The organism is Prevotellamassilia timonensis (assembly GCF_021531665.1).
Lineage (GTDB): Bacteria > Bacteroidota > Bacteroidia > Bacteroidales > Bacteroidaceae > Alloprevotella.
Genome location: NZ_JADYUH010000047.1, coordinates 1 through 22,185 on the forward strand (window position 1 = coordinate 1; position 22,185 = coordinate 22,185).

The 22,185-nt window shown below is 54.1% G+C and carries 18 protein-coding genes; 5 read left to right on the plus strand and 13 right to left on the minus strand.

The genetic code is table 11. The features are described 5' to 3' along the window. The coding region (locus I6E40_RS08100; RefSeq protein ID WP_235386538.1) for a hypothetical protein at positions 1-454 on the plus strand (454 nt) is incomplete at its 5' end. Between the two features lie 945 nt (positions 455-1,399). Here I6E40_RS08100 and I6E40_RS08105 read toward each other — a convergent pair. From I6E40_RS08105 to I6E40_RS08160, 12 genes are all read right to left on the minus strand, one after another. Continuing rightward, complete coding sequence (locus tag I6E40_RS08105) at positions 1,400-4,327, minus strand: tetratricopeptide repeat protein (protein ID WP_235386539.1); 2,928 nt, start codon at positions 4,325-4,327, stop codon at positions 1,400-1,402. 48 nt (positions 4,328-4,375) lie between these two features. Continuing rightward, on the minus strand, positions 4,376-5,203 hold the full coding sequence (locus I6E40_RS08110) for a metal ABC transporter permease (protein ID WP_235386554.1): 828 nt from the start codon (positions 5,201-5,203) through the stop codon (positions 4,376-4,378). A 41-nt stretch (positions 5,204-5,244) separates the two neighbouring features. Beyond that, complete coding sequence (locus I6E40_RS08115) at positions 5,245-5,667, minus strand: phospholipase (protein ID WP_235386540.1); 423 nt, start codon at positions 5,665-5,667, stop codon at positions 5,245-5,247. A 138-nt stretch (positions 5,668-5,805) separates the two neighbouring features. Further along, on the minus strand, positions 5,806-7,041 hold the full coding sequence (locus tag I6E40_RS08120) for a 3-phosphoshikimate 1-carboxyvinyltransferase (protein ID WP_235386541.1): 1,236 nt from the start codon (positions 7,039-7,041) through the stop codon (positions 5,806-5,808). Further along, a complete protein-coding gene (locus tag I6E40_RS08125) occupies positions 7,038-7,739 on the minus strand; it encodes a lipopolysaccharide kinase InaA family protein (RefSeq protein WP_235386542.1) in 702 nt (233 codons plus the stop codon). The genes I6E40_RS08120 and I6E40_RS08125 overlap by 4 nt, the downstream gene beginning before the upstream one ends. 59 nt (positions 7,740-7,798) lie before the next feature. Next, on the minus strand, positions 7,799-9,463 hold the full coding sequence (locus I6E40_RS08130) for a formate--tetrahydrofolate ligase (RefSeq protein ID WP_235386543.1): 1,665 nt from the start codon (positions 9,461-9,463) through the stop codon (positions 7,799-7,801). 34 nt (positions 9,464-9,497) lie between these two features. Then, positions 9,498-9,971 carry a regulatory protein RecX gene (locus tag I6E40_RS08135; RefSeq protein WP_235386544.1) on the minus strand — a complete coding sequence of 158 codons (474 nt, stop codon included), beginning with the start codon at positions 9,969-9,971 and terminating at the stop codon, positions 9,498-9,500. Positions 9,972-10,107: 136 nt separating this feature from the next. Next, entirely contained in the window at positions 10,108-10,968 is an 861-nt protein-coding gene (locus I6E40_RS08140; protein WP_235386545.1) for a glycosyltransferase family 2 protein, read from the minus strand. A gap of 67 nt (positions 10,969-11,035) precedes the next feature. Beyond that, positions 11,036-12,328 carry a glycosyltransferase family 4 protein gene (locus tag I6E40_RS08145; RefSeq protein ID WP_235386546.1) on the minus strand — a complete coding sequence of 431 codons (1,293 nt, stop codon included), beginning with the start codon at positions 12,326-12,328 and terminating at the stop codon, positions 11,036-11,038. After that, on the minus strand, positions 12,325-13,506 hold the full coding sequence (locus I6E40_RS08150; RefSeq protein ID WP_235386555.1) for a 3-deoxy-D-manno-octulosonic acid transferase: 1,182 nt from the start codon (positions 13,504-13,506) through the stop codon (positions 12,325-12,327). The genes I6E40_RS08145 and I6E40_RS08150 overlap by 4 nt, the downstream gene beginning before the upstream one ends. 159 nt (positions 13,507-13,665) lie before the next feature. After that, on the minus strand, positions 13,666-15,183 hold the full coding sequence (gltX, locus tag I6E40_RS08155; RefSeq protein WP_235386547.1) for a glutamate--tRNA ligase: 1,518 nt from the start codon (positions 15,181-15,183) through the stop codon (positions 13,666-13,668). A 257-nt stretch (positions 15,184-15,440) separates the two neighbouring features. Further along, positions 15,441-16,307, minus strand: a complete 867-nt coding sequence (locus I6E40_RS08160) for a DUF3667 domain-containing protein (RefSeq protein ID WP_235386548.1) — start codon at positions 16,305-16,307, stop codon at positions 15,441-15,443. 816 nt (positions 16,308-17,123) lie between these two features. On the opposite strand from I6E40_RS08160, the gene I6E40_RS08165 reads away from it, so the two are divergent. Beyond that, positions 17,124-19,994 carry a hypothetical protein gene (locus I6E40_RS08165; protein ID WP_235386549.1) on the plus strand — a complete coding sequence of 957 codons (2,871 nt, stop codon included), beginning with the start codon at positions 17,124-17,126 and terminating at the stop codon, positions 19,992-19,994. Positions 19,995-20,028: 34 nt separating this feature from the next. Continuing rightward, positions 20,029-20,202, plus strand: coding sequence for a hypothetical protein (locus tag I6E40_RS08170; protein ID WP_235386550.1), 174 nt, complete (start codon positions 20,029-20,031; stop codon positions 20,200-20,202). 667 nt (positions 20,203-20,869) lie between these two features. Here the strand turns inward: I6E40_RS08170 and I6E40_RS08175 are convergent. After that, positions 20,870-21,370, minus strand: a complete 501-nt coding sequence (locus I6E40_RS08175) for a low molecular weight protein-tyrosine-phosphatase (RefSeq protein WP_235386551.1) — start codon at positions 21,368-21,370, stop codon at positions 20,870-20,872. 79 nt (positions 21,371-21,449) lie between these two features. On the opposite strand from I6E40_RS08175, the gene I6E40_RS08180 reads away from it, so the two are divergent. After that, positions 21,450-21,677, plus strand: coding sequence for a DUF3791 domain-containing protein (locus I6E40_RS08180; protein WP_235386552.1), 228 nt, complete (start codon positions 21,450-21,452; stop codon positions 21,675-21,677). After that, positions 21,674-22,111: a DUF3990 domain-containing protein gene (locus I6E40_RS08185; protein WP_235386553.1), complete on the plus strand. Its 438-nt coding sequence runs from the start codon at positions 21,674-21,676 to the stop codon at positions 22,109-22,111. Before I6E40_RS08180 ends, I6E40_RS08185 begins: the two co-directional genes overlap by 4 nt. Positions 22,112-22,185: the final 74 nt, after the last annotated feature.

Consider the following 22,185-nt stretch of genomic DNA (forward strand, 5'->3'; position numbering starts at 1 on the left):
TGTAGGGTTGGGTCGGCAAATCCTACATGAAAGCCTACATAGTGCAGGGTTTCGCGGCGGAGTATGTGGGGTCGATTTCGGCGGCGTGTGGAGTGTAGGGTTGGCGGGGAAGTGGGCGGATCATTGGGCTATTTTTGCGCCTAACGCTTTGAGTCTTAGTGGCTTCCCTGGACTCAAAAATTTGAGTCAAAAGTGTCTTTTCCTTAAGTCTTTGGTTCTTAGGGAGTTGTCGGGTTTTGCGGAGCGAGTATTAAATAAACTTAAGAGGGGAGGAAAAGAGAGGAAGAGAGAGGAAGAGAGAGGAAGAGAGAGGAAGAGAGAGGAGGAGAGGAGGAGAGGAGGAGACAAAGAGACAAAGAGACAAAGAGACAAAAAGAGGAAGAGAGGAAGAGAGAGGAAAGGAGAGGAAGAGGAGGAGGGCGAAAGACGAAAGGACCGTTTTTTTGAAACATGAATGTTCATGAATTGTTCACGAATTGACCATGAATTGATTTTTTGAACATGACTGTTCAGAATTTAATGAGACAATTAATGGGCATTAATGGGGAAACAGTTCTTGCTGGGAGCGCACCCGGTTAAAACTAGGAGCGCACCTAAGAAAAACTAGGAGCGCACCTAAGAAAAACTGGGAGCGCACCTGAGAAAAACTAGGAGCGCACCCGGTTAAAATTTGCCTTCCTCAAATTTTAATTTGCCTTCTTCAAATTTTTCTTTCCCTTCTTCAAATTTTTCTTTCCCTTCTTCAAATTTTTCTTTCCCTTCTTCAAATTTTTCTTTCCCTTCCTCTAATTTTAATTTGCCTTCCTCAAATTTTGATTTGCCTTCCTCAAATTTTCCTTTGCCTTCCTCAAATTTTTCTTTCCCTTCCCCTAGTTTTTCTTAGCCTTCCCATAGTTTTTCTTTCCCTTCCCCTAGTTTTTCTTTCCCTTCCCATAGTTTTTCTTTGCCTTCCCCTCTCCCACTCTTCCTCTCTTCGTCTCTTTGACGCCCCAAAAAAGACCCCATGTGCGGTGCATCAGCGCCGCAACAAAGCCCTTCCCTTTAGGGAGGGGTTGGGGTAGGCCCCGCCTCTTTGTCTCTTTGACCATTGACCGTTGACCGTTGACCGTTGACTCCCCAACTCTTTGACTCTTAGTCTCTTTGACTCTTAGTTCCCATGTAGGGTTCAGTGCAGGGTTTGTGTAGGATTTTTGCTTCAAACCCTACACAGTGCAACACGCGGATAATCAGTAAGATACGAAGAAAATGTAGGGTTTTGTGTAGGGTTTGCAGAGTTTTTTGTTCCCTATAATATACGTATAGTGAAGTGTGAAGGGGGCAATAAAAAGCGAACAGCGCTTAAACACAAATGGCGGGGAAGGGAGTACGGCACAAGCGTGTCAGAGTCCGACACTTCTTGTCATCCCGGATACCATTCTCCTTCGTCATCGGTGCCGCCATTGTCTTCTTCCTTTTTCTTTTCAATGCGCTCCAGTTCTTCGGGAGAGAGTTCATCCTCATAGCGTTGCAGGATGGGTTCTTCTTCCTTGAGCGAGCCGTCTTCATTGGCAGCAGGAACGGGAGCAGGCGGTGCAAGGACAGTGTCATAGTATTCCAAATAGTCGTTCACGCTGAACGTCGTACCAACAAGGCGGAGATTGGCTTCGGAAACAATGAGGACTTTTCCTTTCTTCATCAACGGCGCAAGCACGGAGTCTGCCGCTACGCGGTTGGCGTAGTTGCGAGCATCGTTGAAGTTGCGGAAGGAAGAGACGGTGAAGAAGGAGAGCCCTTCGGAATGACTGAAACTGAGGTCCAGCCCTCTTCCGACGGAGGAGGAGAAGTTGAGACGGGCGGTCTCATAGAGCAGGAGATTCGCCGGAATGCTGTCTGTGGGATATGCCAAGACAAAAAGGTGCGGAGCGTTCTTCTCGTCGGTGAAAGCGTTGGGTCCGCCGGTGGCTGCGGCGAGTGAGTCGGCGGCGGCAGTGCGGCGATTCCAAAGCGAGGCGAGGTCAAAATGACCGCTGCCGATGGCGCGACCACTCTCAAGTCCTTTAAGAATCATGCCTGCCATGGGGCTGACGTCGCTTTCGGGGAACGCCTCGAGCAGTTCGCGCAGTTCCTTCGTGAGGTCAGCGACAGGCGCAGTGGCGAGGCGGTCGAGTACGTGGACAAAGATGAACTTCGGTCGGTTGAGTCCCTTGGGATATTTCTCCGTGGAGCGGGCAAAGTTAGACTCGACGGCGGCATGGTCGCGAAGACGATAGGCAGTGTAGGTCGCGGCATAGAGCGAGTCCTCAATTTCTCTGCCGTAGCGAGCGTTCCACTCAAAGTCCGGGTCGGTCACCATCTTCGTGAGGTCATGGTCGGGGAAGTCTGCGGCGAGGCGGTCTCGGATGGTGCGCGCCTCTTCAGGTCGTCCCCAGCGAGAATAGAGCAGGAACATCTCGTAGAGAGCCTCGGGCATCTGCTCGAAGGAAGGATAGTCACGAGTGAGGCGTGTGAGCGTTTCGGCAGCGAGGGGGAAGTCCTCGAGGTCGTTCTTCTCGATGACACCGGCGTTGTAGAGTCCGTCCATGATTATCTTGTCAGACTCCTCCTTGGCTTCGGGTGTGAAAGGAAGTTGGGCGAGATAGTATTCTCTCCGGTGCGGGTCATCGGCTGCACTGACGGAATCGGCTGCAGTTTCTTCCTCAACCCCCTCTTTCGCAGCAATGCTGTCCTGCAGTGCACTGAGCGAGTCATCGGCTTCGTAGTCATAGCCCTCCGTCTGTTCCATGGAAACCACCGTGCGGTTGGAACGTCGCCAGTTGTCCTCGTTTTTTCGGTTGCCCCAACGTTTTCGGAAGTCCTCCTTGCCCTGCATGACGAGGAGAGAATTGTAGAAATACCATGTGCCGTCTTTGGCATTGGCATTCGTGTTAGAGTTGGTGTTGGTGTTGGCGTTGTTTCCGTTCCCTCCATCTTGATTTTCAGCCATACGTGCGGCAGCAGCACTGTCCTTGCTTGCCTTGCGTTCTTCCTCCTCCTTTTTCTTCAACGCTTCGATGACGCGGTCAATGGCAGCGTTTCGCTCCGCCTCGGGCATGAGCACGAGCGCCTGCAGGCTGTCTTGGAGATGCACGGCAGAGGTGAAGGGCACGAGTTTGTCAAGCACTTTGGAGCGTCGGGAGGCTTCCGCATAGCCTTCCCTTGATTTATCGATGAGCGCCAGTGCCTCTGTGTAGCAAGCCTGTGCGTTGGGGAAGTCCCGTTTTTCCCAGTAGAGTTCTGCGAGTCGCAGCATCAGCACTCCCTTTTCAATTCCCTTGCGCGTGCTCTTTTCGCGTCCTTTTTCGTATGCAGAAATCGCCTGCGCAGTGTCGCCGAGGGAGAGGTGTATGTTACCCATGGCATAATACACCTGGTCCAGTCGGTCCTTGTTGTTCTCGTTGCGAGCCATGCGGCGCAGTTTCTTCAACATGGACTTGGCTTGTCCGGGATTGGAGGCTGCAATTTCGGTTTGCAGAATTCGGGCGTTGAAAGAGAGTTCAAAGGGCGGACTGAGGCGCACACACTTTTTCAGGGCAGCAGAGGCTTCCTTGTCGTTTCCGAGTTGGCGGTTCACCTGTCCGATGAGGAAATAGAGTCGCGCTTTCTGTTGCTTGGGTCGAGCGTGGCGGGCAGTGCTTTGCAAGAAGGGCAAAGCGTCGGCAAATCGTCCCTGTCGCAGAAGCAAGTCAGCGCGGGTGGCATCCATCTCCTTGGTCATGCGTCTCCGGTGGGAGAGTGTGTCTCGGAGCGCCTTGGAGAGGGCATCTTCTGCATCATAGAACCAGTCCAACTGTGCGTAGCATCGCGCCATCCACTGACGCGCTTCGGCCACGACGACCGGCTCAGCCTTGTAGTGGCGGGTGATGTAGGAGAAGGTGGCAGCAGCCTCCAGGAATTCTCCTTTTTGGAATTGCGCCTTCGCCATGAGCAGCCACGCTTTTTTGAGGAAGGGATTGAACTCCTGTCGTTGGAGATATTGTTTCGTCTTGGGCGATTTTCTCTTTCCCGGACTCACCTTAGGTTTGCGGCGAATGGAGTGCAACTGAATCGCTTTCTGACACTTGGTGATGGCGGTTTCATAGTTTCCCTTTCCTGCCTCGCGCGACTTTTCGCTTCCCACGAGGAAGACGGGCAGCAATTGAGTGTAGTCATCGACGTGGGAGGAAAGTTTGGCTTTGTCCCCCTCGATGAAGGCTTGCTCGCCGTTGAAATAGGTGTTGAAGCGTGCGTTGAAAGAATGCCAAAAACGTGAGCCTGCCGTGTTCTTCTTTGTGGAACACGACACCAGCAGTCCTGTGAGCAGGAGAATCAAAGGCAATATGTAGGCTTTCGGCTTCAAGAATCAAGAAAAGAGCGAACATTATATAATGCGCCCATACATTAAATAACTCCCAAAAAGAGATTTTATTGCACGGCAGAGGAGGTAGAGGGCGATGCCGCAGAGAATGATGGAGGCACCGCCGGGCAAGTCCGCAAAGTAGGAAAGGAGCAAGCCACTGATGCAAGCGACCATCGAGAAGAGGGCTGAGAGGCGAACGATGCCTCGGAAGGTGGAGGCGAAGAGGGCGGCGGTGGCTTGGGGCACACTGAGCAGGGAGATGACCATGATGATGCCGACCACTTGGAGGCTGACCACCACGGTGAGGGCAGTGAGGACGGTCAGCAGATTCTCGATGAAGGTGACGGGCAAGCCTTGGGTACGGGCAAAGTCGGGGTCGCACGAGACGGTAATCCAAATGCGACCGTGAAGAAGATAGGCGATGAGCACCACGATGGTGAGCACCGTCAGCGCCAAGAGACCGCCGGAGGAGATGCCAAGGATGTTGCCGAAAAGATAGGTGGGAAGGTCGGTCATGAAGCCGGGGGTGAGCCAGGCGAAGAGGATGCCGAGCGCCATGCCAAAGGTCCAAAGCATGGCGATGGCGCTGTCTTCCCGCACACGGCTGTGGCGCTCCAACCACTTGATGCCGAAACCGGAAGCCACGGCAAAGAGAGCGGCACCCCAGAGCGGGGAGAAACCGAGCCAAGCCCCCAACCCCACTCCACCGAGGGAAGCATGTGCCATCCCGCCGCCGGCAATGACGGCACGACGGGTGACCATGAACGTACCGATGACGGCGCAAAGCACCGACACCAGCAAACTGCCCAGCAAGGCATCACGAAAAAAGGGAAAAAGAAAAATCACAATAGGAGAATTTGGCAGCGTCGCTGCAGTTCTGTGTTTCAAGTTTATGCCGGAGACGCACTTTGACGCGCTCCTTCTCTCACCTCGCCCACCAACAGGAAGACCTCGTCGCGCAGGGCATCGGGAAGAGCCACGCCGCGAAGCCTCAGCGAACGCACCCAGCCGGCGACCTCCTCCGCCCGCATGGTGGTGAGGACCTCTTCGAACTGTTCAATTTCAGCGGGAGTGTAACTGTCGGCAGCACGGTGACGATAGGCGTCAAGTTCTTCGTCGTCGTAGTATTCCGGTTCGTAGTCAATTCCATCCAAGAGGCTCTCCTTCTCGCAGACCTCGTGCATGCCGCAGCATCCTTCGGGACGCGGCTTTGCGGGAGCAGCATCTTCTGTCTTGCCTCGCTTCTGCAAAACAAAACCGAGAGCCAAGGCGAACAAAGCAAGGAAAAGGAGGGAAAGGAGGAGGATGAGCATGAGAGAGGAATCAACGAAGAAAGCCGAGCGAAGGAAAGAATCAACGAAGGGGTGTTCTATAAATTACGGGATAAGGAACGTTCAAAAGAAAGTGCTTACGAAATCAACTCAACCTTATTTTTAGAACACCCCTGAAAATCAAAGGATGGATTCCCAAAAACGGGGATAACTCTTGTTCACCACCTCGGGATGTTCAATCTCCACGCCGGGACAGACCATGGCAGCCGGTGCGAAGGACATCGCCATGCGGTGGTCATCGTAGGTGGCAATGGGGCGACCGTCATAGCGCGGTGCGTTGTCGGGATAGCGACTGATGCTGAGTGCCTCGTCACCCTCAATGGAAAGTTCGATGCCAAATTTTTGGAGTTCATTGTGGAGCGCCGCCATGCGGTCCGTCTCCTTGATGCGCAGGGAGCGCAGACCGGTGAAGCGGAAGGGTCGGCGGAGCATGGCACAGGTGACGACCAGCGTTTGTGCCAAGTCAGGCTGTCCCGAGAGGTCAAGCGTGAGCGGCAGACAGGTCTCAGATTGCGACTGCGGCGTTTTGGTGAGAATGACCTCACCATGTTCCACGTCGAAAACCGTCTTGACGCCGAGCGGCTCGAAGAAGTGCTGCACGGCGGCATCGCCCTGCAAACTTTTGCGGAAGAGCCACGGCAACACCACCCTTGCCTTGCGGTCGGAGGAAAGTGCCACCATTTCATACCAGTAGGACGCGGCGCTCCAGTCGCTCTCGACGGTGTACTGCACGTTCTGGCGATAAGGGACGGGCATCACGCGGATGTGGTTTCCGTCTGTCCACGCAGCCTCAGCACCAAAACTTTTCATGAGTTCAAGCGTCATGTCGATGTAGGGGCGTGAGAGCACCTCCCCGCAAAGGCTCACCGTGAGACCCTGCTCCAGCATCGGAGCAATCATGAGCAGCGAGGAGACATATTGTGAACTGATGTCGGCAGGCAGACTGATGGTGCCTCCCTGCAGTTTCCGCCCTTTGATTCGCAGAGGTGGGAAACCCTCTTTCTCCACATAGTCAATGTCTGCCCCGAGTTCGCGCAGCGCATTGACGAGCGCACTGATGGGGCGCTGTTTCATGCGTTCCGAACCGGTGAGCACGTGTTCCTCTCCTTCGCAGACGGCAAAGAAAGAGGTGAGGAAGCGCATGGCTGTGCCGGCACCGTGGATGTCAATTTCACTGCCTCGTTCGCTGAGGGCGCGGAACATGACTTCTGTGTCGTCACAGTCCGAGCGGCGATGCACTTCAGCACCACCACCGCTCAAGGCACAGAGCAGGAGGGCTCGGTTACTGAGGCTTTTGGAAGAGGGAAGTGCGGCTGTGGTGTCCAGCCGAGAGGGAAAGTTTACGATGCGTGTCATGCTCTTTTCTTTCTGGCTTCGTTGATGAGACGCTCACAGCGTTCGGGGTCTGCATGTCGCAACGAAGCGTAGGTTTGTGCCAACAGATGGAAGAAATCCTCGTCGCCTGAGAGTTGGGCAAGGTTGCGGCAACCGGATTCAAGGCTCACGGCTCGTCCGCACTTCATGCTGTTGGTGTCAATGAGTGAAAAATGATAGCGGTCTCCAACCTTGTCGTAGAGCACATTGGAAGAGGAGAAATCGCGATGGAGGAAGCCATCCTCATGGAGATAAGCAGCGAAGCGGGCGAACGCTTCCACCACATTTTTCTTTTCCTCCGGAGTGCATTGGTCAATCTCTGCCATCGTGTAGCGATAGTTGGACAGGAGGCAGACAAAATAGCCGATGGTGCGGAAGAGTCCTTTCCGATAACTCACGAACGCCACATTCTCCGGGCTCTCAAAACCACGCTCTCTCAACAACATGGGACGCAGATAAGCCTGCTTCCCCTTGGAGGATTTGTAGAACATCTCCTTGAGACGACGGGTGGTGGCAGGCGGAGCGAATTTCTTCACACAAAGCGTCAGGTCACCCACAGGGAGTTTCTTGATGACATTGCGTCCACGGTGAATCTCTTCGCCTTCGTTCTCGAAGTGCGTTTCAAGATTCATCAAGTAGTCCCTAAGGAACTCGTATTTGGGATTGAGAATGATTTTCATAGGCGAGAATCAAGGTGGGAGATATTGGACAAGGTCGGAGGAGGTTTAGGGGTGGCGCATCAGGAGAGACCGGTGATTTCTCCGTTCACGAGGTCGATGTGATTGGCTTGCGGGTCTTTCGGAAGACCGGGCATTCGGAGGATGTCGCCCGCAATGGCGACTACCATCTCCGCACCGGCATTGAGAACCACGTCACGGATGAGGAAGTCGAAGCCGGACACGGCGCCATAGCGTTTGGCATCGGCAGAGAAGGAGAACTGGGTCTTTGCCACACAAACCGGGAAATGAGCCATGCCGTGTTGCTCGGCGAGACGGAGACGCTTGAGAGCGGGAGCGGCGAAGGTGACGGTGGCTGCACCATAAATCTTCTTCGCCACTTTTTCAATCTTCACCTGCAACGGGTCTTCGTCGTCATAGGTCAACTGCAAATCGCCGGAAGGATGGTTCTCAACCGTTTCAACCACGACGCGCGCCATTTCCTCCGCACCCTTTCCACCTTCGGCGTAGGCACGGTTGATGACGAACGGCACGCCGAGTTCTTCCTCACAGTGACGGCGGAGCAGTTGCATTTCCTCATCGGTGTCTCCGGCGAAGAGGTTGAAGACCACCACGACCGACTGTCCGAAGCCTTGGAGGTTCTTCACGTGGCGGTCAAGGTTGGCGATGCCTTTCTTCAGTCCTTCGAGGTTGGGCTGCTTGATTTGGTCGAGCGCCACGCCGCCATGCATCTTCAATCCTTGGGCAGTGGCTACGATGACGGTGGCATCGGGTTTCAAACCGCTCTTGCGACATACGATGTTATAGAACTTCTCGGCTCCGAGATCTGCTCCGAAGCCGGCTTCCGTGATGGTGTAGTCGCTGTGGGCAAGGGACATTTTGGTGGCAAGGAGGGAGTTGCAACCGTGGGCAATGTTGGCGAAAGGTCCGCCGTGGACAATGGCGGGCGTCTGTTCCGTGGTCTGAACCAGATTGGGGCGGATGGCATCTTTGAGGAGCACGACAATCGCACCGGTCACACCGAGGTCGTTGACGGTGAAGGGACGGTCGTCAAAGGTGTAACCCAACAGAATCTGCCCGACTCTCCGCCGCAGGTCTTCTTCATCGGCTGCGAGACAGAGAATTGCCATCAGTTCCGAAGCGGGTGTGATGTCGAAACCGGCTTGCTGCGGAATGCCGTTGACGGAGGGTCCGAGTCCTGTCACGATGCTGCGCAAGGAGCGGTCGTTCACGTCAAGCACGCGTCGCCACAGGATTTCTTTCAATCCGAAGCCTTCTGCCCGATGCTGATAGAGATAGTTGTCAAGCAGGGCGGCAATCATGTTGTGGGCAGACGTGATGGCGTGGAAGTCACCGGTGAAGTGGAGGTTGATGCGTTCCATGGGGAGCACCTGAGCGTAGCCTCCTCCGGCAGCCCCTCCTTTCATGCCGAAGCACGGTCCGAGAGAGGGTTCACGCAATGCGACGCAGGCTTTTTTGCCGATGGCGTTCAGTCCGAGGGCAAGTCCGATGCTCACGGTGGTTTTTCCGATACCGGCTTTGGTGGCGGTGATGGCGGTGACGAGAATCAACTTGCCTCGTTTCTCCTTTTGAAGGAGCGAGAGCGGAAGTTTTGCCACGGTCTTCCCGTAGGTTTCGATTTGGTCGGCATCAATGCCGAGGCTTTGTGCCACTTCGCTGATGGGTTTGAGGGGCACACTGCGGGCGATTTCAATGTCTGTCTTCATGCGTGATGGTTTGTGCGTTTTTATTTTCTTTCTCTCAGTCTTCCTGTTCTTTGAGGAACTTGCTGACCCGTTCTTCCATGACCTTTGCAACGAGTGCGGACTCGTAGCCTCGGTTAATGGCGGAGCGTGCCACCTTCCATGCGTCTTCTTCTGTGGCTTTGTCGCCAAGGGTTTTCAGACGTCCGATGAGGAAGTCTCCGAGTGCTTCGAGGTATGCCTCTTCGTCAATTCCGGCAAGCGCTTCGTCGATGAGTTCTTCGGGCAGTCGTTTGCTCCTGAGCATGAACCGAATTTTGACGCGTCCCCAATGGTTGAAGCGATATTTGTCGGCAACATAGGCGCGAGCATATCTTTGATCGTCCAAGAAGCCCTTTTCCTTCAGTTGCCGACAGAGTTCGTCCGCCTCTTTGGGGGCGATGCCTTTTTGAATGAGTTTTCGTCGGATGTCGTCGGAGCAATATTCGCGGGCGGCGCAGAGCTTGGCAGCCCAGAAAAGAGGATTATTCATGAGGAGCGTATGATTCAGAGATATTCTATAACTATATGGAATAAAGAGCGTTCGAGAGGAAGTGCTTATGTCTTGGTTGCTTCATAGAGCGAAAGGCTCTAAGAAATCAACTCCACACGACTCTCAAAACTTCCCTTCATTTCTTGGTGACGCTGCGCACGCAGAACCAGGCGTGACGAGCGAGGGTCGTGGGCCAGCCGAAGTGTACGGTCATGATGTGGAAGCGTTCGCGCAGTGAGGCTTTGTGATGTTTCGTGGTCATGCCTTCTTCCAGATAGTCTGCCACGACCGTGTGGGCGTTGACCAACGGGGCGTGGTCGCGGGCAGCCTGCTTCATGATTCTCACACACCAGTCGAAGTCGGCGGAGTAGCGATAGCGCAGGTTGTAGTGGAAGCGGCGTGCGAGGTCGGTTCTTGCGAAGAATGCCTGATGGCAGACCAACATGCCGTTGCGGAAGGAGCGCCAGGTGAGGTGCTCGGGCGGCGAGAGATGACGGGGATGCAGGAAGTTGCCTTCTCCATCCACGATGTGGGTGTCGCCATAGACCACGGCGGGCATCTTCTCGGCTTTTGCGGCTGCCTCAGCCACGCGAGTCAGCACCATGTCATCGTGGAAGCAGTCGCCGGCATTGAGGAAGACGATGAAGTCGCCGGTTGCCATGTCAATGGCTTTGTTCATGGCATCGTAGAGTCCGTCGTCGGGTTCACTGAGGCACTGGATTTCGTGGGGAATCGCAGCCACGCTGTTTCTTTCTTGATAGTGGTGGATGTGTTCCAACGTTTCGTCGCGAGAGTTTCCATCGACAATCAGGTGTTCCACGTGCTGCCACTTCTGTTTCTCGACGCTTCGGATGGTGCGTTCGATGAGCGGGGCGGCGTTGAAGGTGACTGTTGCCACCGTGATTTTGGGTTCCCGGGCAGACACCGGCGATGCGCCGTCGTCACTACTTCGGGGAGGGACGTCAGACGAGGGTCCTTCGTTCTTTGTATTTTCCATTGTATATAATATATAATGTGTATTTTCAGTCGAAAGTTGTTCTATCAACCACGGAGCAAGGTGCGCTTTAGGTTTTGGCAACCTCATTTTCAAGACTTCCCTTGAGCAGTTGGCGGTAGAGTGCAAGATATCGCTCGGCGACCGTTTTTTCGGAATAGCAACTGACGCTCTTGGAGCGGGCGTTTCGCGACATGGCGGGATAGCTCGGCGAGTTGAGGGTGGTGAGGATGCCTTTGGCAAGGTCAAGGCTGTCGCAATAGTCGGCGAGATAGCCATTGATGTCCATGTCAATCATCTGCGTGATGCCTCCGACGCGGAAGCCGACGCAGGGAACGCCGCACGCCATGGCTTCGACAATCGTGTTGGGCAGGTTGTCCATGAGCGAGGGCATGAGCAGCAGGTCGGCGCAGCGATAGAGGTCGCGCATTCGCTCCGGCTCGGTGACGTAGCCCATGGGAACGGTCTGCACGGGGAAGGCGTCCTTCACTTCTTCGCAACCTTTTCCCGCCAGCACGAGCACGAGGCTTTCCGTGAAATCGGGATGTTGCTCGTGGAGATGCGTCAAGGCTTCCATGAGATAGTCCACGCCCTTCTTCGGGTCGGAGACTTTGAAGGCGGTGAAGAGCAACACCTTCTTGTCGGCGGGAATGCCGAGTTGCGCCTTGAGTTCCTCAGCGTTCTCCACGGGGGAGTAGAAGTCCGTGTCGATGGGGTTAGGAATGGAGGAGATTTCGGCGTGTTTCAGCAGCGGCGCCTCGGCGGCGAGGTCTGCGAGCCATTTGCTGCATCCGACGAGATGGAAGTGTGAGAGTCCGTATGCCTTTTCTTTTCGATGATAGGTCTGTGCGGAGAGGTCTCCGGGTGAGGGTTTCCGAAGCAGCGGACATTTGCCGCAGCCATTTTTCCAGCGTTCGCAGTCGGCAGTGTGATGGCAGAGTCCGACAAAGGGCCACATGTCGTGCATGGTCCACACGACAGGTTTCCCGCTCCGGAGGATGCGTCGGATGTCGCTCAGTGAAAGCATGGCTTGGTTGACCCAATGGAGGTGGATGAGGTCTGCTTCGCGGAAAACGGGGAGTTTCGTGACGTCTTGTCCGAAACGTCCGAGGTCGATGGCAAAGAGGCCCTCACGGGTGAATCCGTTGCGAACGTAGATTTCTGCTCTTTCTGCCACAAAGCGGAGGCGATGGAGCAAGGAGGGAGGAAGTGCCTTCACTCCGGCATCGGCAGCTTCCGGAGCGACATCGCGACAGAGCAGCGTGGCGTCCACGCCCAAACGCTGAAGACTTTGAACCAGTCGCCGGGCAGCAATGGCGGCTCCGCCCACAGAAGCGGAGGTGTTGAGATGAAGGACTTTCATGAGATGATTTGGTCGGTGGCTCCGGAGTTAGAGGTGATGTAGTTTCCTGCCGCCTTTCCGGCGTTGGCAAGGAAATCTTTGTCCGCAAGGAAGCGGTCCATGAGGGGCGGGAAGTCTGCCGGCGACTTGATTTCGTGGCATCCGCCACAGGCAATCAAATCGCGTGCCTCGCGGAACTTGCCGTTGTGGGGACCGATGATGACGGGCACGCCATAGACCGCTGCTTCCGGCACGTTGTGAATACCGACGCCGAAGCCTCCGCCGACGTAGGCAACGGTGGCATAGCGATAGATGGAGGAGAGGAGACCGTAGCAGTCAATGATGAGACAATCAACCTCGGCGACGGATTTGGAGTTAGCGGCAGAGTAGCGCACGGCGGGGCGGCGGAGTTTCTGTTCGATTTGTCGCAGATGTTCTTCGCTGACGACGTGTGGCGCGAGGACGAGTTTCAGATTGGGATGGTTGTTGAAATAGTCTATCAGAATGTCTTCGTCGGGTTGCCAACTGCTTCCTGCAACCACCACCTTCCAGCATCCGGCGAAGCGTTCCACCAGCGGCAGAGGACGGGCTGCACGGCGAATGTCGATGACACGGTCGAAGCGGGTGTCTCCCACGACGCTGACCGCCGTCACTCCGATTTTGGCAAGGAGTTCACGCGACGTTTCGTTTTGGACGTAGAGGTGTGTCAGGTTCTTCAGCACTCGAGCGTAGGAGCGACCGTAGGGACGGAAGAAGATTTGGTCGGGGCGGAAGATGGCGGAGACACTGTAACAGGGGATGCCGCGCCGATGCAGCACGTTGATGTAGTTGCGCCAGAACTCATATTTGATGAGATATGCCTCGCTGATGTGTGCTCTTTTGACGAAGCGACGCGCGTTGCACGGGGTGTCAAGAGGCAGATAGCAAACGATGTCGGCGCCTTCATAGTTCTTGCGCACCTCGTAGCCTGAGGGGGAGAAGAAGGTGAGCAAGATTTTCTTTTCGGGATGCAGCCGGCGGAGTTTCTCCATGAGAGGACGTCCTTGCTCAAACTCGCCCAGGGAGGCGGCGTGGAACCAGACGTAACTGTCTCCCTCACGCACTTTTTTGCGAAGTGTCTTCCACGTTTGTCGCTGCCCGCGCACCATGAGTTTCACCTTGCGATTGAAAAGGGCGGCGATGTGGCAACCGAATACCATCAGATAAATAATGAGTGAATACACCGGAGGAATTGATTGTGCGCTTTTGGCGCGGATTAGATTTTAGGTTAGCACGCCGACAGAATCGGCAGAAACGGGGGCTGTTCAAGGGTTCAAAGCGACTTCGTCGCATTCAAAAAATTCAACGTCCCCCGAGCGTCACTCAGCAAAGAAGGCGAGGGCATCGTCCATGCGTCGGAGCGTTTCTTCTTTTCCGAGGAAGGCAGCCAGTTCATACATGTCCGGTCCTTTGCCTGTTCCGACGAGGCAGACACGCCACGGGTTCCACGGCTTCACGCCGCTCTCTGCTGCCCACGCGTCCACCGCCGCTTTTTGGCTTTCGATGGAGAAGTCGTCGAGCGAGGCGAGCAAGTCGCGCAGTGCTTTCATGTCGGCGGCAGCCGTGTCTTTCCAGTTCTTGCGTGTGAACTTGTCCTCCTTGTCGAATTTCGGAGCAAGGAAGAAGAAGTCGCAGAGCGGCCAGAGTTCTTTGATGAAGTTGATTTTCTTCATTTTCATCATGCCGACCACTGCTTCCACCTTTTCGATGGGTGCTTCGATGCCCTCTTCGCGGAGAATCGCGTCGAGCGTCGGAGCGAGGCGGGCGTTGTCTGCTTTCAGGATGTATTCGCGGTTGAACCACTGCCCCTTCACGTAGTCAAACTTCGCGCCGCTCTTGGAACATTTCGCCAGGTCGAAGAGTTCGATGAGCTGTTCCATGCTGAGGAGTTCCTCGTCGTTTCCGGGATTCCAGCCGAGCAGGGCAAGGAAGTTGATGACGGCTTCGGGGAGATAGCCGCTCTCGCGATAGCCCGAGGAGACGTCGCCCGATTTCGGGTCGTGCCATTCCAAGGGGAAGACGGGGAAGCCGAGTCGGTCTCCGTCGCGTTTGGAGAGTTTCCCTTTCCCGTCGGGTTTCAGAAGCAGGGGGAGGTGGGCAAATGCGGGCATGGTGTCCTCCCAGCCGAAGGCACGATAGAGGAGCACGTGCAAAGGAGCGGAGGGAAGCCACTCCTCTCCGCGGATGACGTGGGTGATTTCCATGAGGTGGTCATCCACGATGTTGGCAAGATGATAGGTGGGAAGGTCATCGGCGCTTTTATAGAGCACCTTGTCGTCGAGGATGTCGCTCATGATGCAGACATCGCCGCGAATGATGTCGTTCACATGAACCTCTTCTCCGGGTTCGACGAGGAAGCGCACGACATATTTTTCTCCTGCCTCCACGAGGCGGCGGGTTTCCTCTTCTCCCAGCGTCAGCGAGTTGCGCATCTCGAGACGGGTGTGGGCGTCATATTGAAAGTTCTGAACGGCTTCGCGTTTTGCGGTCAGTTCCTCGGGCGTGTCGAAGGCAATGTAGGCTTTGCCGGCGTCGAGCAGTTGGCGGACATATTGGCGATAGATGTCGCGGCGCTCCGACTGGCGATAGGGACCGTGTTCGCCACCGAAACTGACGCCCTCGTCGAAATCGATGCCGAGCCATTTGAAGGATTCGATGATGTAGTCTTCTGCGCCGGGCACGAAGCGTGTGCTGTCGGTGTCTTCAATGCGGAAGACGAAGTCGCCGCCGTGCTGGCGTGCGAAGAGATAGTTGTAGAGCGCGGTGCGCACACCGCCGATATGAAGAGGACCCGTTGGACTGGGCGCGAAACGAACGCGCACTTTTCTTTCTGACATATTCTTTTTGAGAGTTAGGAACGTGATGACAAGAGCTCTCGCGAAAGCCCTTGCAAGAGGTTAGGTTATTTATTCAAAGGACAAAATTACATTTTTTTAGCGACACTCCGCATTTTCCGCTCGGAAAGCCGTATTTTTTCCTATGTTTCGGAGTTGCACGAGCGAGGGAGCGACGAATGGGGCGAGGTCCGCTGCAGCAGGTGAAGGAGCGCGTCCGAGGCTTCTTTTTCAGCGAGAAAATCGACTCAACCTAATTTTTAGAACACCCCTTGAGAAAAGACTATGTAGAAGACAATGGCATAAATCAAAATGATATAGAAAAAGAAGGAGATGACGCTGAGGAGCAGGAAGCGCAGCAGGAAGCGTCCGAGCGAAATGTCGAACATTTGCCAAAGCGTCGTCACGAACAGCAGAATGACCGTTGAATAGCTGACAATCGAGAGCACGCCCATGTCAACGGTGGTGAAGAAAGGGAGGGACAGCACGTTGAGCACCATGTTTTGGCAACCGACAAACGCCATCGACGTGGCGGCTTCGGAGAGGTTGAGTGGCTGGGCGCGGAACTGCCCCTGCTTGCGGAAGACAAGCCAGAAGGGAAAGGTCATGACCAAGATAAGCAAGAGGTTGAACGTCCCAAAGTTGGCATATATCAATCCCGTCATGGAGTCCGTCATGGATTTCATGGCAGCCTGCTCCTGTGCCGAAGCGGTGTAGAACTCCTGACTGAAGGATGCACCGAACTCCGAGGTCGTGGCTCTGATGTCGCCGGCAAGAGGCGTGTTGCCGAGGAGGATGAAGATGGCTGCGAGCAGGAGGAGGCAGCGGAAGGGGTTGATGTAGTGTTGCCGCCTGCCCGCCAGATAGTCGCGAATGAGGAACCCGGGGCGATAGAAGAGTTCGAGCAACGTGCGCGGCAGCGTGCCTTGCAGCCCGATTCCGTTCATGACGAAGGTGCGCCAGAAGTTGTGCCAGGTGATGCGCTGAGTGGTGTGGCTCTGTCCGCAGCGTGGACAGTAGGCGCCTTGGAAATCGTTGCCGCAGTTCAAGCAGTGCTGCGTGCCGTTGGGTTGCGTGATGCGCTTTTGGGTGAATGTGCCTTGTCGGATTTTCTGACTCAGTTTCATGCGGGGTTTCTCTAACGGGATGAAGGGATGAACTCGCCGAAAGGCGATTAACGGGTGTCAAATTAAGCACCTTTCACGGAAACGAACAAGTTTGTCACCACTTTTCTTCGTGGCACGAGGCGAAAGAGAAGGTGACGCGACCCGCTTCACGACAGTCCACAGCACCGAAAGTTCGTTAGCAACAAACGCAAGGGTTTATCTCGGTTTTTCTTTCAGCCCGCCAGCGGCAAGAGCCGCAGCACCGAAGCAACGGACAGAAATGACACGAATCGCAGAAAATTTATTCAAAAGAAAAACGGGTTTCATGGCAAGATTTTAAATTTGCAAAGAAAAATAGCTCGCAAATGGGACGACTTTCGTAATTATTCATTACTTTTGCCCCGCAAGAAGAAATCCCTTCTCTGCTCATCTACGCGCAGTTAGGATTCTGCTTGCACTACATTGAGGGTATCAAAGAGTTTCTGACCGTCAGTAAATTTGGAAAATCTACTGTTGTAAAAGGGTTAAGAACTTGAAAGCTGTTCCACTGTGGTATGATTGTACCCCCACGTCTCCCCCTTTGCGGGGGGAGTTGGGTGCATTGCATAGCCTCAGATGTGAGCTGTTTTTCTCATTCTTACTTTTACAGGTTTTCCAGAGCCTACTGACTAAGAATGAAAGGGGGCTCACATTTTTTGTGCCGTCTTCTTCCTTCGGCTGACCCCGAAGACACGATTCTCTTCTCTCATTGTGGAAATGCGCCCGCACCGCTCCCCTAACCCTGGGGATGGTGCTCTCTCCCCGCAAAATTTATTCACTAATTCATAATTAACTACAATGAGAAAATTTACTTTTCTTTTTGCGCTGTTCCTCATGATGGTGGGGACGGCGATGGCGGAGACAGCGCCGACCACGGCACTGACCGCTGAACAAATCAATGCGCTGAGCGAGTACACGCCCGTGGCTATCTCGGCTGCAAACAACAGTACCTACGGAAAGTGGTATGATGGTTCCACCCATCAGACAAACTTTACCGTAAAAACAACTTTCGTCATCGAACCGACCGGCAACAGCACGTTCCGCATCAGAAAGATGGCTCCCTCCGCATCCGTAGGGGAAGGTTACATACAGCCTGGCACAAACAATGTTGCTTTCACCTATGGTTCCAAAAAGACCGCACAGGAATTTATTGCCGTAAAGCCGGTAGCTGGTGGCACGGGTAATACTAACTTTGACACAGCTGACAAGGGCGGAATCGCCGATGATAACTGCGTGCGCTTCGTTTGTGCCGATAATACCAACCTGTGGATAAATACCAATGGTAACAAATATCATTCCATCGGCATTGGCACCTATGCTACCTACGAGGTACGCAAAGTGGCTGTCCCCACACTGAGCAACAATAAGGTGTACACCGTAACTTGCTCACGCTCCAATCTGGTGGCAAACCAAGGTGGAACGGCGATGACCACTACAGCAAAAGCAGAACAGGACCTTACATTTGACGCTACCAACAACCGCTTCCAGTTTGTTTTCCTGAAGAATGCAAAGGGTCAGTACTACATGTACAACGTCAATGCCAATAAATTCGTCCTTCCCTCCGGCAACCTGAGCGATTCACCCTCTCTGCCTGTCAACTTCAGCTACGGCAACGCAGATGGCAAATTCATAATCTATTTCAGCGACTCCAAGTTTATCAATGTCGGAGGCAGCAACCAATTGTCAATTGATGGCTGGGGTCCTGGCGGTACCAATAGTTCTGGTAGCGCTGATGATGGCAACTCATTCACCATAAACGAAGTTAGCGATGTAGCATTTAGCCCGTCCGAAGAACTGATGAACAAGACGAATCAGGTGACCGTGACGTTCAATTACAAAGTAGGCGAAAGCCTTTACCTGACTAAGGACAAAGACCTCTCTCTCGGAACAGTCCTTTCGGCCACCCATTTCAGTGATATCACTGACGCCGACTATGTCACCGTGGAGAGCTGGGACAAGATGGACGCCATCAATGACGATTGCACCGTCAACGTAACCTGCACGGCACAAACGCTGCCTTTCGTTGTCTCCGAAAACTTCGAAAATGCCAAATGGTACATGGTCAACATGCACAGCAACGAGAACAACTACATGTGGACAGCCACTATCACCGATAGTAATCCTGCACTGACCGTGGTAAACAAAGGATCCGTCTACAAAGAAACCACCGCTCCCGACGACACACGCCTGTGGTGCTTCGTAGGCGACGTTTGCGGTATCAAAATCTACAACAAGGCCGTGGGAAGTGCCTACACGATGAACAAGACTTCCGATGGCGATAACGCCATTTCCTGGGGCGAAGCCGCAAGCGGTACACTTTATCATCTGCAAAAGACAGCGTCCTCTATTTCCAACGGTTTCTGCTTCCTGCCCGTCGGACATAGCAACTACCTCAACCACCGTCAGCCTACCATCCAAGGATGGACATCCCGCGACGAGGGTTCTACCTGCTTGGTATTCACTCCCGACGCATTCCTGCTCAACTATGCCGCCGACATGCCAGCCGGTCCTGCCAACTCGCTCGGCACCGCGCAGTACTTCAACACGGAGGGCAAGTTTGAAAGCTTCAACAGCGCGATTGCTGCTGCCAACGCCGACCACTTCAACGCTACGGCTACCGCCAACCTCGCAACCATCCTCACCGATTATGCCTCCGACGGAGCCAACGCCACTCCCAACGCTTCCACTATTACCGATGGCGGCTACTACCGACTGATGAACTACATGTACAAAAACTACATGACCAGCGGATTGGATGGAACGACCAATACCCTGTGGGGCGGTCTGTCCGCAACCGATGCACCCGGCACTGCCGGCACAATCGTGAAGATCACAGCCGACGGCGACAACTACAAACTCTACGTGCAGGGTCTCGAAATGGGTCAGATCACAGATGCAAATGCACGCTTAAATTTGACCGGCGGCGGATTGTTCACAATCAACAACACCGGTAACAAATTTACATTCATGGACGTTTCAACCTGTGACCCGGAACCTACCTATCCTTCTTATCGCGCCATACACCAAGCAGATGGCAATAGAATCGTAGGCTGGGAAGCCAGCGCAGGTGCTTCTCAGTGGTACATCATTCCCGCCACCACGCTTAACCTGCCCCTCAACACCGTAGAAGACAAGTCCTACGCCACGACCTACCTGCCCTTCGACGTCACACTGCCCGCTGACGTGAAAGCTTACATCGTGACAGTGGCTGAGGACGACAAGGCTACCGTAAGCGAAGTAGGTGACATCCCTGCCAAGCAAGGCGTCGTGCTCGTAAGCGAAACCGCCGCCTCCACAGCCACTCTGACACTCGGCACGGCTTCGGCTAACTGCACAAGCAACATCCTCAGCGGTACGAATCCCCGTATCACCATCGAAGAAAGCGCAAAGGCTAACTACTACATCTTCGGCAACGGCGACAACGGCGTAGGCTTCTACCACCCCAACAGCACCACGCTCAAGGAGAACCGCGCATTCCTGCCCGCCAGCGCAGTTTCAGGCGGCGGCATGGCACTCGCTTTGGACTTCGGCGGCATCAACACAGGCATCGAAGCTGCCATCCAGACCGACGCAGCCAACGCTGCATACTACGACCTGAGCGGTCGCCGCGTCATGCGTCCCACCAAGGGCATCTACGTGAAGAACGGACGCAAAGTCTATGTGAAGTAAACCACAGTCTCAACCTAATAACGACATTTTCATCATGAAAAAAGCATATAAAAGCCCCACCTCCGTAGCCTTCGAGCTTCACTCCGAGGCAATGATTGCCGCCAGCTTCAGCATCAACAACAGCGGCGAGGCGGATCAGTGGTCCACCAAGAGAGAAAACGGCTGGGACAGCAACAACTGGAGCGGTTCCGCCGAAGACGAAGAATAAAAACCGAGCGGGAGAGAGGAACTGCCCCCTCTCCCGCCGAAAACAAAGTCACAGGTGCGGCACTCACGCAGTGCCACCCCTGGTGAAAACACTGATCAAGCCCTCTCCGGAGGTCGTGGAGGTTGGAACAGTTCCAACTGGAGCGACAATTCCGAAGACTGAAGAACACAACGGAGCGGGGCGACACGCTCGCCCCGCTCCTTGAAACCCACTTGTGAAGGATTTACCTCACAAGTATAAAAGTAATTCTTTTCATGCCGGCTGCCCGAAGTGATTCGGGCAGTCGGTTTTTGTAAAGGCGTGTTCCAATTCAAGTTTCGCAAGTGTTCACTTGTAGCTGACAAGCGTTTAAGGAGCGGGCTGAAGGCCCAGCAAGCGCATAGCCCAGGGCAACGCCCTGGGTAGATTAGCCGTCGCTATTACGCCCTGAAAGGGCAAAAGCGTCTCTATAAACGCTTGCACGCTAATGCTTTTGCCCCTTCAGGGCGCACTTCATCGCTTCATCATACCCAGGGCGATGCCCTGGGCTATGTGCTCGTTGCCCCTTCGGGGCGTGCCTTGAACGCTTGCGCTTATTCTCTGATTCAACTTGCGAAAGTTGAATTTGGGTAAGAAGAAAGACTTGCGTCAGATTCTTACCGCCAAACTTCACAAAGTGGAAAGTTTTTCATTCTGCTGACGCTGCGCAAGACCCGAAACAGCAGTCGAGAGCACGGGAAATGTCGAGAAAAGTGCGCTCGAAGTTGCCGGTGTACCAAGGGTCTGCCACGTCGCGGGCTTCGCCGGTCAGTTCCATGAGCAGAGAGACTTTTCCGTCGCGGTCCTGCCAACCGGAGGAAGTCCTCCACACGAGGTCGGGAAAGAGGCGGGAAAGCCAAACGTAGTTGTTGTTGTCCATCAGGAAGATATGGTCAAAGCGTTCATAGTCTTCACGACAGATTTGCCGCGCCTCGCGACGAGAGAAAGGAACTCCGTGACTGCGCAGACAGGATTTGGCAGGAGGATAGACGTCATTGCCCAATTCTTCGGTGGAAGTGGCTGCGCTTTCAATCTCAAAGTCTGCCTGCTGCCCCGCCTCTTTCACTTTCTTCTTCATGATGAACTCCGCCATCGGACTGCGGCAGATGTTTCCGTGGCAGACAAAGAGTATTTTCTTTTTTCTTTCCATGTTGCAAAGATATGTTTTTTCCCTAACTTTGCCTCGGACTTGTTCAAACGCCGACAGCGCAACTTCCACACCAACGACCATGAACACAACATCTCCTGAATTCGACCGCCTTGCCTTCACCGTGCTCGCCATTGAGGCGTCAGCACAGAAAATGGGCATCTCACCGTCGGAAATGAGACGACGGCTGGATAAAGTGGGACTCATCAAGAGCCTCATCCAAGACTGCTACGAAACCTTGCACACGGAAAGCCGCGAAGCCGTGGCAAACGATGTGGTGGAAGCACTCAAGAATTGGGAAGGGGAATGAAGATGGACAAGCAGATTCTTTTTCATGGCTCTGACGTCATTGTTGAGCACCCTTTGGTGAACCTTGGCAGAAAAGACCTGGACTTCGGAACGGGGTTCTATCTGACTCCTTTGTTTGAGCAAGCCTCTCAATGGGCAACACGCGTCAGGACAATCAGAAAAGCAGAACGAGCCATTGTGAATGTCTATGAGTTCACTTCCCCTGCAAACTGTCGCATCAAACGTTTTGATTCCTACGACAAAGAGTGGCTTGACTTCATCGTTGAAAGCAGAACCGGGAAACAACCTTGGAAAGGATTTGACATCATCGAAGGAGGAATTGCAAACGACCGCGTCATTGATGCCGTCGAAGCATACATTCAAGGTTATGCAGACGTTGAGCACACTTTGCGACAACTAATTTATCAAAAGCCCAACTATCAGATTTGCATTTAAAGGGTGTTCTAAAAATTAGGTTGAGTTGATTTTTGATTTCTTAGAGATGAACTTTTGTCAGTTGAGGAAGGAGC